The organism is Membranihabitans marinus (genome assembly GCF_019802045.1).
GTDB lineage: Bacteria > Bacteroidota > Bacteroidia > Chitinophagales > Saprospiraceae > Membranihabitans > Membranihabitans marinus_A.
In genome coordinates this window covers 1-13,711 of record NZ_JAHVHU010000020.1, presented here as the reverse complement: position 1 = coordinate 13,711, position 13,711 = coordinate 1, and the positions used below count along the sequence as shown (strand labels likewise).

Here is a 13,711-nt window from a genome sequence, read left to right as displayed (position 1 = left end):
TGGCAATAATGGACAAATATGACTCACAACTTACTTGAAATATTCGATCAGGAGATTAAACCGGCACTCTTTGATGAATTAAAAAAAGACAATCTTGCTATCGACGAGGTGACTTATCAGCACCTGACCATTATTCATGCATCCATCCTCGGTGGTCTGATCGACAAGGCCAAAAAAGACAAAGGCGCTAAAACCATCAAAAACCTGCTGGAAAAAGGAAATCACGATGGAGCTATCATCAATCAGATTCCGGAAATATTTGAGTCCAAAGAAAGGTTATCCGACACCAAAAAACTGGGTAACAGCCTGTTGGCTTTTGTGTTTGATGAAGGGACCGATAAAGCCTTTGAAAAAATTCAGCATTTCCTTTCCGAAAAATATCAGACTACGGAAGAGGATCTGATTGAAGCCAACAGAATGATTGCGCCGTTCTCACTTGGATTAATCGGCCGGATCGTCCATGATGAAGAACTGAACGAGCAGCAAGTCGCTGCCCTCCTCCTGGAAAACGAACCGCATATCGGCTCCCGATTTCCGGGTCTGGCAAAAGTACTCGGTATCACCTACACACCTTCTTCAGAACCCAACCAGGATGCACCAAAGGAGGCAGCTCCGAATGCTAACACCGAAGAAAAATCCACTTCTCAAATAACTGAAAAGGAAAAACCAGAGCCACCGAAAGAACCAAGGAATTCCACCTCCCTATCAGATCACAGGTTATTTTTAAAATTAGTCTGGCCCTGGTTAGCGCTTTTCGCAGTATCTGCACTGTCGCTATTTTTACTTCAAAAGTTTCAAAGTAAGCCTGTTGAAAGTCAACCCGACAATCCATTTAACTTTATTCAGAGTGACAGTCTGATCCAGGACAATGAACGATCTTACACCTTACCAGGAAACACCATACTCAAAGTGACCAAATTCAGCATAACGGACTCGTTGCTCATGCACCTCAGCCAAAACGAAGGCCAGGTCAATGATACGTTACGGTTTGTCAATCCGGCGATCAAATTCCAAGACTCTTCGGCGGTACTTACACCCTCCGCCAACAAAGAGCTCGCCGAAATCTTATCCGTGATACGATCTTATCCCACCTTGAAAATGGATATCCAAATATATTACGACTCTACGTTTCAAAAACAAAAACCAGGGGTCGTCAGTCAACAGGTTAAAAATCTTACCAACTATTTTACAGCGTTCGGAATTAATTCGGAGCGTGTCAGGGTCAACAGATCGAGTCTCAAAACACAAAAGCTGTCCACAAAACAGGATTCTGAATCCGAAATGGAGGCTACGCCGGAAGATGGTGATTCCATTGTTCTCGAAGCGGCCAGTCAACCAGCCCTAGTGAGTGATAAAAAAGTTGCTTTGCTATTCTATAATGCACCGGAAAATCCAGCGGACTCGTTAAATATCGACGAATAACGGATCATTCTTCCACCGATGTGTTATATTCAGGTATGATGCACCGACTGTGGATAAGTTTGGTTTTGATACTACTCCCGGCCTGTATTCTGATGGCGCAGGATACGAGGCGTTATACTTTTGGTGATGAGTTTAAACGTTCCATACGCTTCGATTTCTCCCGGGTTCAAAATTTTATCATACTGGATATAAAACTGGAGAATACACTTCCCACCAAATTCATTTTTGACACAGGCAGTGAGTACACCATAATCATAAAAAAAGAACTGGCGTATCTGCTGCAGATGGATTATTTTAAATCGATTCCTTTATATGGATCAGATCTCAGCACTCAGGTTTCCGCTTTTATTTCAAGAAATGCCAATCTCAATATCGAGGATGAACTACTCATCCGATCCAATGTGCTGGTTCTTGAACAGGATTTTTTACACCTGGACGAAATGCTGGGCATGCAAATTGACGGGATTTTGGGTGCCAATGTTTTCAACCGGTATGTACTGCACATTAACAATAAACGAAACTATCTTGAGTTCATTAAAAAAGAATTTTTTGATCCGAGCCCGGAATATCAAAAAATCCCAATCACCATCACCAAAAACAAGCCTTATCTGACCACAACCATCCGATCGGGTGGAGATGTGGAACAAGAACTGAAATTTTTGATTGATTCCGGTTCCGCTATCCCCATATTGATCTACAACAATACCATGGACCACCTGGAACTTCCGGAAACGCTCATCCCTGGCAATCTGGGAATGGGACTGGGTGGCGTATTAACCGGACACATGGGAAAAATAGATCATCTGCAATTTGGGGATTACGAATTTAAAAATCTGATCACTAGCTTCCAGGAACTGGATATCGATAGCATAGGTCATCTGTATCTTAATCGAAATGGTTTGATTGGGAATAGTTTGCTGTCCCGGTTTGATGTTTACATAGACTACCCCGGTTCCATGCTCTATATCAAGCCCAATAAAAAATACAATAAACGATTTCGTGTGGACCGCAGCGGATTAATCCTGATAGCGACCGGTCCCGAGTTTGAAATCATTCAGGTACAAAAAGTTATTCCGGGGAGTCCGGCCGATCTGGCGGGAATCAAAGCCGGGGATGTGATCCGCAGGTTCAATTTCTGGCCGTCCTTTTTCTACAACCTGAATAGCATTACCTATAAGTTGGGCGGTAAGGTCGGAAAAAGAATAAAGTTGACCCTGGATCGAAACGGGAACAAAATCAAAAAAGAATTTCGGCTGAAATCACTTTTCGATTAATTTGCTATCAGATTGTTTTATCCATTGCGATGAACGTGGTTCCTCGTACAGATCTTTTTCCGAATTACTTCGGCGACTGAAAAAACAAGATCCAAAAATATTTACCTATTTTTGGACCATGGATTATGGATTTTTAAGTTTAATCCCGCCACTCCTGGCCATCATTTTTGCCATCCGAACGCGACAGGTATACCTCTCACTGCTTTCAGGCATATTGTTGGGTTGGATCATACTCAATGATTGGAACATCTCGCGTGGGTTTCTGGACACGCTCGAGGGATTGGTTAATGTGTTCTCTGACGCTGGGAACAGTCGGACCATTATGTTCAGTGCCTTAGTGGGTGCGTTGATCCTTCTTATTCAACGATCGGGTGGCGTTCTCGGTTTTATTCAATGGGTCAGCAAAAAACTCAAAAACGCAAAGAATGGAAAAATAACGGTTCAGATGTACGCCTGGGTAATCAGTGTCTTGATCTTCGTCGAAAGCAGCATATCCGTGTTGACCGTTGGGGCCATCTTCAGACCGCTCTTCGATCAGTATAAGATCGCGCGTGAAAAACTCGCATATATCATTGATTCAGGTTCGGCTCCATCCTGCATTATATTTCCGCTGAACGGATGGGGGGCATTTATTATGGGACTGCTGGCAACGATGTCCGTAGACCAGCCATTTATATCCATGTTGGGAGCCATCCCCTTTAATTTTTATGCATTGTTGGCATTGGCAACCGTCCCCGCTGTAATATGGTTCGGCTGGGATCTCCCTGCCATGCAACGCGCTGAAGAACGAACGCAAAGGGGGGAAGTTCTCTGGGAGGGTGCCACACCGATGATTAGTGAAGATATGCTCGAAACAGATATTGCCGATGGTGCGACTCCCAAGGCCGGAAACATGGTGGTTCCCATCCTGGTCATGATTGCAGCCATGCCCGTAATCCTCTTGTACACCGGATGGACAGACCTGCCGACCGATGAAGAGCTGGGTAGCCGACTAATGATTGCACTGGGACAAGGTTCCGGTTCCAAAGCCGTATTAATTTCCGTGACGCTGGCGATCCTGACCGCTATGACGATGTACAAAGTTCAAGGGATCATGGGGATTCGGGAAAACTTTGACTGGATTATGAAAGGAATAGCCGCTTTGGTTCCTTTGGCCTTATTGATGTTATTAGCTTTTGCGATCGGCAATGTTTGCAAGGAACTTGGCACTGGATTGTATGTCAGTCACCTCATAGGGTCCTTTCTGACCCCGGCCATCATTCCCGCTTTATTGTTTGTCACGAGTGCATTTATCGCATTTTCTACAGGGACATCGTGGGGAACTTTTGCCATTATGATCGGTATTGCCATCCCACTCATTGACAGTACGGGAATACATTTTTCCCTTTCTTTAGCAGCCGTGTTGGGTGGCGGTGTATTTGGTGATCATTGTTCACCGATTTCCGATACGACGATTATAGCGTCCATGTCATCAGCGACAGATCATGTAGATCACGTAAGAACCCAATTACCTTATGCACTTATCGTAGGTGGAATCAGTACGGTGATGTATTTGGTGTTTGGTTTTATCCTGCACTGATCACAATTTCTCCAGCATGACAGCAGCTCCTTTATAAAACAACCAGGCTGATAGCGCGAGAAAAACATGACTGATGTCCATGTAATTGAACCAGATGCCCAGACCGATCTTGGTGGCAAAGAAAAAGAAAGCTACGATTACAGCGAAAACGGCCCAGATAAAATAGCGCATCATTTCACTGTGGTTTCCTTTAAAGTAGTGATACAAACTAAATCCAAGCACAAAAATCATCAACCCATACGCGGTGTGAATTTCTACATAGGCAAAATTGAGCGTTGTAAAGGTTAAATAAGCAAATACCAATAACTCAACGATGTTGACCATAGAAAAAAACCGGGCATAACCGGGTCGAATAAATGATTTGGAAAACGACAGCATCACCCGTTCGATCAGATTGATTCCCACCATACTAATTGCCCAACCAGGGAATTTCCACTGGGGCGTAAACGCATAAAGGAAACCATGTCCGATCAATCCTCCGAGCAAGGTCGAAAAACCTATACACAGAAAGTAACCCTGAATTAAATAATAGACCTTATGTGTTCCTTTCTTTTTTCGCAAGGCAAAAAAAGCATAAAAGCAAATGGCTGCGATGACCAGATCGGTCAGAGTGGTCACGGGTTCATCGATTCGTATTCCAAAGGGATAAATGGAGGGCTGTTGCAATTCAGTTTTTGTTTAAACTATAACTCGTTTTTTTTAATCCCCACAAAGTAAATATAAATTTAGTTTCCTGCCCCGAAATTGGAAATTTATATCCCAGCACGATTTGATTGTAATCACAGACATTCTGCAGGGTATAATCCAGAAGCATTCAGGCAGTTTAACGCTGCCCTTCAAAACAAGACCTTTCATGTGATCATCGAAATAAATCCCCATGGAGTCCATGTGGCCTCTGGATGGTCATCAGCCATTGATCAATAGCACTCAACCACCGGCTACACGATCATATACCGGCTGCCGGGCAGAGTTTTCAACACCCCCTTGAGTTCAAGTGTCAACAGCATAGCAGCAATTTCTGAGCTGGAGTATTGAAGTCTGGCCCGAACCTGATCAATATGAAATGCTTTATTTTTTTCAAATTCCGTGAGAAACTTATGCTCTTTTTCAGTCAATTCATCAAATAATGTGGGCTGGGTTGACTTTGATAGACCGATGGCATCCCAGGACATTGCCATAAGAAGATCTTCAGTATTTTCGATAAGCTGGGCTTTCTGGGATTTGATCAGAAAATTAGTTCCTCGGGAATAGGTATCTGTGGTTTTACCTGGAAAGGCAAAAACATCCTTTCCATAGCCGAAAGCCAGATCGGCCGTAATCATAGCTCCCCCTTTGGCTTTTGATTCTACCACCACCAGAGCATCAGAAAGCGCGGCAATGATTCGATTTCGGGCAGGAAAATGGTAGGCTTCTGCTTTTACGTTGATTCCGTACTCAGTAAGCACTCCGCCACATTGGGTCATGCGAACGGCCAGATCCTTGTTTTGCTCCGGATACACTTGATTTATTCCCGTCGCCATGATACCCACCGAAGGAATTCCGTATTTCACACTGACCCGATGGGCCTGAGTATCTATCCCGTAAGCCAATCCGCTGATCGTAGTCACACCATAATTTCTCAAGTCTTTGACCAAATTCTCTACCATCCACTTTCCGTAAGAAGTCATTTTCCGCGTACCGACAATACCAATCATTCGACTTCCATTGAGGTCTGTATTTCCCCGGAAGTAAAGGACAAGCGGGCTGTCGTCATACCGTCGCAACCGATAGGGATAGGCTTTATTAAAATACGCCAACACGTGAACATTATTTTTTTCACAATAGTTTAGTTGTCGGTTTGCATGTTCCAATGCCTGCGTGATATTACTCCGCGTACAATTTTCGCGAATAACGGACGGAATGCGGTTTGGATGCTTCAGACAAGTTGTAATGAAGGACTCTGCACTTCCAAATTCTTGAATAATCTGATGGGAACGGCGAAATCCGACGCCCTTAATCTGGGATAATGCGATGATAAATTTAATTTTGTCCTGCATTCCTAAAGCGGCTAAACGTGAATGCTTTGAAAATAATCAATTATATGCCAAAAAAGAAAAAATATTACGTGGTCTGGGAAGGACACCAACCAGGGATTTATGAAAACTGGCCTGCGGCTCAAGCTGAAATAAAAGACTTTCCGAACGCTAAATACAAATCATATCCTTCCCTGGAGAAAGCCACCGTTGCGTTTCGAAATGGATGGAAAAAGGAATTGAAAAATAAAGGTAGAAAAATGCCACTATCCAATGCACCTTACATCCCTCATAGCCTAAGCGTTGATGCTGCCAGCAGTGGCAATCCGGGTACTGTAGAATACCAAGGAGTGTGGACCCACAACAAAGAACAAATTTTTCACGCGGGTCCGTTTGAGCAAGGGACGAACAACCTGGGTGAATTTTTGGCACTGGTCCATGCATTGGCTCTCCTGGACAAACAGGGACTGCACGATGTCCCCATATATAGTGATTCGCGTACTGCCATGTCCTGGGTACGGAACAAAAAAGTAAAAACCACACTGCAGCGAACCGCCCGGAATAAAGAAATATTTGATCTTGTCGATCGGGCACTGGCATGGATCAAAACCCATCCGATCAAGAATAGGATCCTAAAATGGGAAACTAAAAAATGGGGCGAGATTCCGGCTGATTTTGGTCGTAAATAAGGTCCTGATATTGAGTTGTATTCTCCCGTCGTCCAGAAGAGCTATACGAACTCCATCGGGTAATCTACTTTCACTTTTCCTTTGCGAATCTTATCCAGTTTGCGTCTCAGGATGTTTCTTTTCAAAGGATTGATACGTTCGACAAACAACACACCGTCCAAATGATCATACTCATGTTGTATAACCCGGGCATTTAGTCCTTCAAAAACTGCTGTTTGTTCTTCAAAGTTTTCATCGAGATAGGATAATTTGATGCGTTGCTGTCTATGCACGTCTGCGCGAATGTCCGGGATACTCAGACAGCCCTCTTCATACGCATATTCAGTACCGCTTTCTTCCAGTTTTTCGGGATTGATAAATACCTGCTTGATGCCTTTGTCCTTTTCATCATCATCCATGATCTGTACCGTATCGACTACAAATATTCGCTTGGACGCGCCGACCTGAGGTGCTGCCAACCCGACCCCCGAAGCATGGTACATGGTATCCCACATATCATTAATAAATGCTTTGAGACTGTCATCCATTGTTTCCACCGGTTTTCCTACTTTTTTAAGTACAGGGTGGCCATATGCATAAATCGGTAACTTCATAGATTATCTAAATATGATTCAGGTATTGTTGTAATATTAGGGTCGCTGATATTTTATCGACCAATAATTTATTCCGTCGTTTCTTCCTGGACGAAACTGAACGATTGATGATTTCACGCGCGTGCCGGCTACTATAGGTCTCATCGCTTAAATCCACCTCGCAATCCGGAAATTTCTTACGAAACTGGTCCACAAATCTCATTACGGCTTTGTGATGTTGTGCGGGCGTAAAACCATCCGCCATAAATGGTTCGCCTACAATCACTTTGTCTACTTCTTCCTTTTCAAAATAATCCGTCAGGAATTCAAAAAGAGTTTTGGTCTCCACAGTCTCCAATGGGTTAACTATAATCTGAAGTGGATCAGTCACAGCTATTCCGGTCTTTTTCGTACCATAATCAATGCCCATCATGCGTCCCATCATGCAAAAATATAAATTTATTGCGCCTATTTTAATTCTACCATCAATTGAACCAAAAAACAAGCACAAAGTTCAATAAAAAAGGCTGTGCCCAGAGACACAGCCTTATAAAACTACTAAGGTCTAATTAATAACTTCTGCTTTATTTAATAACCACCATTTTACGGGTCGCACTATGCAGGCCATCTGTGATGGTATAGTACAATACCCCACTCTGTAATTCACCAGCTTGGATGCGGAATTGATTCAATCCTTTGACACCCATGCTCTTTTGTGTGTGGATTAACTTGCCCGTTACATCGTGTATCTGCAAATGGACTGTTGTTTCCTGGTCGAGTTCATAGTCGATGACCGCCTCACCCTGGACAGGATTGGGACGATTCTGATGAACCGCAAACACCCCTTCATGAGCATTGCTGAAAGTCAAACCTAGCCCTCGAACTACATCAGCTTCATCATAAATCTCAGGTTCAATTGCTCCTGTGTTAAAAGAAACTACATCTCTCAAATTCACATTTCGTTTGGCACGAACCCGTACAGTAACCATCTGATCACCTTTTTTCAATGCCAAAGAATTGATATCGGTCCAGCTCATTTTGACCATGCCATCCTGGATGGTCCATTCTTCCGGACTTAGATTCAATTGGTCCCCCCGGACATCGAGTACCTCGAGCGTTTGATTATCAAAGTGAAGTGCAAACTGAACGCCCGTCAGATTAACAGCTTCCATGATCTTCAATGGAATATCAACTACATCACCAGATTTCACAAACTGATCCTGTACTTTCACCGCTGTGACCGGATGGGTTGCCCGGCTGGAAGATCGGCTCACATTCACGGATTGGTTTACATCTCCAAGTTTTACAGCGATAAATTCACTTTTCAGATTATCACTAAGTCTTTCAATATCCAATACAGTCGGATAGTCTTCCGAGTACGATGCTTTTTGATTGATAAAAGTGTAATTGGCGTCTACGAATTTCCATGAGGTCATTTCTTCCAATCCCTGCATCTTGTTTAATATCACTCGTCGTAAAAATAACACGTCTGCAGGAGTAAGTCGTTGATCATTGTTCGCATCTGCTGCAATAAGCTTATAGGGCGACGTTATGAGCTTTTTGCGGAGCAGGTGACGCTGAATCAATATCAAATCCAGGGTTGACAATCCATTGCCTAAATCACCTTTCTTGACAGGCCTGATTTTCACCCGGCTGCCTTGATCGACTTTCATCTCAAAGGAACCACTCTCGTTGGTCACCATTTCATCGTTGTGATTGGAGGTCTGCACCTCAACAGTTACGTTATTTACATTCAGTGCATCTTCGGTTCTGATGCGACCTTCGATCTGAACTACATCTTTAGAGACCGGTGGTACCACTACATCATCTTCCACTTTATCCGGATCCGGTTTTTCGATAGATACATCGGGGTTATCGGGATCTATAAATATTTTAATATTCTGTGTCCAGGTAATAATACCGTCCTGACCAATGGATGATTTCCAATCAGGTCCCAGATCACTGCTGCACCAATCAGCCATACACCATGTACGCATGATCACCGCGTAGGCTTCATTGGGGTTATTACTGGACATATCATCGAGCAGCTTATCTACATAGCCCGTAGCGATCACCCGACAATCGGCGCCTTTGTATTCCGGTCCTTCAGTTGTCAGGTTAAATCGATTCCCAACCCAGTACGAAGGATCTTTCAATATAGACGAATCCGAAATAGTTATCATGGTATCGGCACTTGCCGGATAATCAAATAATTCCGGCTCAAACGGACATCGAATTTCCGTAGATATTTCCTGAACGGCCATGACATTGCCATTGATTAGAAAACGTCGTGTTATGGTAAAGGTATTGCATCCATCATCGTAGACCAATTCGGCTTCTTGCGTCAATTCTCCAGCGCAGGAAGATCGAAACAATCCATTGTGCGTTTCAAAAAGAGATTCTTCTTTGACCATCAATCCCTCTTCTACATAACAGTCTACATCTTCTACGACAATAGTTCCTATTTCGACATTATTCCCAGGTGTAAAAGGCAGGTAGGTCCCAAAATACTTATCCAAAGAATCAATATTAAGATTATTGGGGAGCGTATCTCCGTAAATCAATCCTTCATAATGCTCAGTCCATGCTTCACACGCCAATGATACATCAGGCAACCGCTCAAAGATTGTTGCTCCTCCTTTACTGATCGGAACCACAACGGTCATATTGCGCGTTACGTTGCATGATTGGTCAATAGCCATTAATTCAATCATAATTTCAGATCCAAGATCTGCACAACAGAACGGTATTTTGTCCATCCAACCCGAATCTACATCTACAAGTTCTGTACAGTTCCAACCATCGCTCTCAAGCCAATCTGCATACTTTTGACGATACATGCCTACTATCGATGTAGAATCATCGGCTCCACAGGCTGTTGCATGATCTCCAACGCGACGACCGACTACGATTTCCAGACCACAATTATCAGATATATGGTGTGCAGCAAAATCCTCCAGATTAAGCCAGGTAACCTCGTCAGATAATGTGATGTTGTACTCTGTACTCAGTGAAATTACCGGATTCACCAAATCCACGACCTCTACCCATATATAAAAAGTGGATTGATTCCAACACGAATCTGAAGCTGTGTATGTCACCAGGTATTTACCCTGGTCAAAGCCCATGAAAGGACCACCGTTTGTCAAAGAATGTACCTGACCATTGCCATCAGTCACTTGTGCAGAAACTCCATGAACTCCGCTACAAGGGTCAGAAGCATATAAAATAGGTAAATTCCCGTCCGATTCACAACCATGACTTCCTGTAGAAACCTGAAATACCGGAAGGTTCATGACAGAGTCTCCTATATTGGTTTCAATAGAATCAACCGCAGTAAAAAGAAATTCTCCTTCCGGACCCACTGAATCTATAATTGTGATCATTTGGATACCTTCTACCGTTCCGGCATCAGTCCGGACCTGCCAGGTTCTTGCATAAGAACCGAGCTCACAATCAAGTGGTATCCCAACATCGTCCATGTATTGGACGTTCACACAATGCGTTACTTGTCCTTCATCCAAATAAATGGTATCCGGCTGCGGAGATTCGGGATTTACAATAAAATAGGGAACGCCAGTAACGGCAGGATCAGGTGACACACCATTCCATGCTTCGCATGATATGATGGTATCAGCAGGGATAATAATATCGGCAATTGGGATGGCCTCTCTTAAAATGGTATCTGTGCAGGTAATGACTGATTTATTGTTGTTTACTCCTATCTCCCAAACTCGAAACAGCGTATCCATTGTAGACATATCATCCCAATATTCACTGCTAATTCGCACATCCAGGTTTGACGGGTCATAATTATCACAGCCAAATTGAATTGGCAGGACCTGCTCGTCCATGTTCTCTTCAAATACAGGGTGATTGCAATAGAAGGTCGCGTTGGTACATGTGATTTCAGGTAATAAAATAACTTTTCGCTCACAGACCGGGATCATCGTATTTCCACCTGTATAAAATAGCTCCGCTTTCATGTTTTGACCAACATATTTACAGGCATTGTTGTACACAAAATCAGGATCCATCGGTGAGGCATCTACTATTAGTGAGTCTCCCGTTAAATCCGTTACTTGAACCATAAAATTTGACGGATCGCAACCCACCGGATCGCTGTCATAAAAATCTTCAAATATGCGCAAGGTAAATACATCACTAGCGTCAAGCTGGAGCACGATCGGACTTGTATTGTCACAGTCGTCTTGTGCATTTGTCAGACATTGTGAGTAGGCTTTCTGTGGAATGAATATACTCATTAGTAATAAAATCATTCCTGTGAAATAGTACCCACCTCTCCCAGGTACTATTCGTTGTGTAATAGTTTTCATCATGAGACCTTATTTTGTTAATAATTAGTTGTATTAATTATTCTACGCAGATATGCCGTTTCTTGAAGATTCATGATTACATAAGCAAGCAGACCATATTTGCCAGCTAGTTTCATTCTCAAACGGACTCTTTTTTGCCGCTGAGACTTATCGCGAAAATGCGATAATCGTAGTTTTGAAACCACTGGAAAAAGTAGACCACGCTTTATAAATCGACTTCATATTTGGAACAACACTACATATTATAATTAATTATCATTAATAGTTCCTTGTTTACTAATGCAATGATACATTATATTTTTTTATAATGCGTAATATTTAACACTTTTTCTGAAGACATGGTGGTGTAGGAAGTGATTTTAAGAGCTCGAAAAGCTTTTAAAAAACGCATCACATATACTGAATAAATTACATTAATCGCTGTACTACTGTGATTTAAAAGTCATCTAAAAAAAAGAGGGTACACGTGAAAAAGCGTTCAGGAATAGATAGGATGGAATACCATATGGGGGGTTCTCGACAAGGTAGTATTGTTCATATAAAGTCAAACGAAGAACGAGGTGATCCATTTACCAGATCAGATTTGACAGTTTTTGAGTCGACATTTTTATGATCACTAAAAATCAATTGCTCAAAAGACTAAACTTTTGAATAACGATCTTTTTGTTTTTTGATCATGCCAAGGACAAGTGGAATTAGTAAAAATAACCAAAAATTCATAGGTGTAAGTATTTGCTTTATAAGTAGCAAAGATTATACCAAACATTATTTTAGGAATATAAATTTCGAAAGGCAGGAGTCTGGTAGCGCTCAAAACTCGCCCTTTTGGGCTTTCAACTTGATTAGCAGTCAGTACGGGTGGTCAATTCGGCCTTGCACAGCATTAAGCTGTACCATTCATGGTGGGCAACTTACTTCGCTAACCCACGATATTGTACTAATAATTGTTATGCAGGTGCAAAGATGATTGAATAAAGAAACGTTCTTGCCGTGATGAACCGTAGGCTCTAGCCCGATTATCCGTAAGAAACTGAGAGGAAACTAAGCGCTCTGCCAGACAACAATAGTATGATTCAAAATTCAACCCTAGTTTAAAACTGGTTCTAAAATATCCAAGGGTCTTGGCATTCATAATTGATAAATAAGAAACGCCCCAGGGATAACGTAATGCATTAACTAGGTTGAGGTGATTTGATGAGCTAATTCCAGTGTCCATGAAAGCTTTTTCTGTGCCGTAAAAAATATTTTCCAGGATGTAACCAGGCACATTGCACGTACGAGCGCTATAAAGTCATTCTCAAATACAAAAAGACCGTATAAATCGCAGAGCATACCACGTTCACCTGCTTCGGTTTGGATATACGCTCCCCCAATACAGGAAGCACAAGACTCTATAATAATTAAATAAAAAAAGCCCCCCTCCAATCCCCCGTAAACGAGGGCGGAGAGAGGCCATCCCAAAAACCGATTTTATCATTCAATATCCTCGGTTCATTCAAAACATCAGTTACTCATGATCCAGACTGAATGTTTTTGCAGCAGCGCAAATGCGCAACTACTTATTCTATCACGATCATCTTCTTAGTCGCGGTATACGTTTTTGTATCTAATTGATAGTACAATACGCCAGTCGCATTAAGATCTGAACTTGTCAACTTCACTTCGTTGTAGCCTTCGCTGTATTCACCTTCTACGATTTTCAATACTTTACCAGTTACATCGTACACGCTCAAGGTCGCTTTGGATGCTTCAGGCAATTTAAATCCAATCACAGTCTGACCCGCATAGGGGTTTGGTGTGTTTTGGTACAAGGCAAATCCGGAATC

10 protein-coding genes are annotated in these 13,711 nt (G+C 42.5%); 4 read left to right on the top strand and 6 right to left on the bottom strand.

Annotated features, from left to right (window positions below):
* Positions 1-18 precede the first annotated feature (18 nt).
* Genes KUV50_RS17440 through KUV50_RS17430 form a run of 3 tightly spaced genes read left to right on the top strand, consistent with a single transcriptional unit; the run spans position 19 to position 4,275 of the window.
* The gene (locus KUV50_RS17440; protein ID WP_222581475.1) at positions 19-1,422 is read left to right on the top strand and encodes a DUF937 domain-containing protein; all 1,404 of its coding nucleotides are present in this window, start codon (positions 19-21) and stop codon (positions 1,420-1,422) included.
* 35 nt (positions 1,423-1,457) lie between these two features.
* Positions 1,458-2,696: an aspartyl protease family protein gene (locus tag KUV50_RS17435; RefSeq protein ID WP_222581474.1), complete on the top strand. Its 1,239-nt coding sequence runs from the start codon at positions 1,458-1,460 to the stop codon at positions 2,694-2,696.
* Between the two features lies 1 nt (position 2,697).
* Positions 2,698-4,275: a Na+/H+ antiporter NhaC family protein gene (locus KUV50_RS17430; protein ID WP_261395380.1), complete on the top strand. Its 1,578-nt coding sequence runs from the start codon at positions 2,698-2,700 to the stop codon at positions 4,273-4,275.
* Here KUV50_RS17430 and KUV50_RS17425 read toward each other — a convergent pair whose 3' ends face one another.
* The gene (locus KUV50_RS17425) at positions 4,276-4,941 is read right to left on the bottom strand and encodes a DUF6962 family protein (protein ID WP_222581473.1); all 666 of its coding nucleotides are present in this window, start codon (positions 4,939-4,941) and stop codon (positions 4,276-4,278) included.
* Between the two features lie 272 nt (positions 4,942-5,213).
* Positions 5,214-6,311: a DNA-processing protein DprA gene (dprA, locus tag KUV50_RS17420; protein ID WP_222581472.1), complete on the bottom strand. Its 1,098-nt coding sequence runs from the start codon at positions 6,309-6,311 to the stop codon at positions 5,214-5,216.
* 44 nt (positions 6,312-6,355) lie between these two features.
* Here dprA and KUV50_RS17415 point away from each other — a divergent pair, with 44 nt between their 5' ends.
* Positions 6,356-6,976: a viroplasmin family protein gene (locus KUV50_RS17415; RefSeq protein ID WP_222581471.1), complete on the top strand. Its 621-nt coding sequence runs from the start codon at positions 6,356-6,358 to the stop codon at positions 6,974-6,976.
* 41 nt (positions 6,977-7,017) lie between these two features.
* Here the strand turns inward: KUV50_RS17415 and def are convergent, their stop codons facing one another.
* The 4 genes from def to KUV50_RS17395 form a co-directional block, all read right to left on the bottom strand.
* On the bottom strand, positions 7,018-7,569 hold the full coding sequence (gene def / locus KUV50_RS17410) for a peptide deformylase (protein WP_222581470.1): 552 nt from the start codon (positions 7,567-7,569) through the stop codon (positions 7,018-7,020).
* Positions 7,570-7,576: 7 nt separating this feature from the next.
* A complete protein-coding gene (ruvX, locus tag KUV50_RS17405; RefSeq protein ID WP_261395377.1) occupies positions 7,577-7,993 on the bottom strand; it encodes a Holliday junction resolvase RuvX in 417 nt (138 codons plus the stop codon).
* Positions 7,994-8,132: 139 nt separating this feature from the next.
* Positions 8,133-11,888, bottom strand: coding sequence for a T9SS type A sorting domain-containing protein (locus KUV50_RS17400; RefSeq protein WP_222581469.1), 3,756 nt, complete (start codon positions 11,886-11,888; stop codon positions 8,133-8,135).
* 1,556 nt (positions 11,889-13,444) lie between these two features.
* Positions 13,445-13,711: T9SS type A sorting domain-containing protein (locus KUV50_RS17395; protein WP_222581468.1), on the bottom strand; the 267-nt coding region annotated here is incomplete at its 5' end.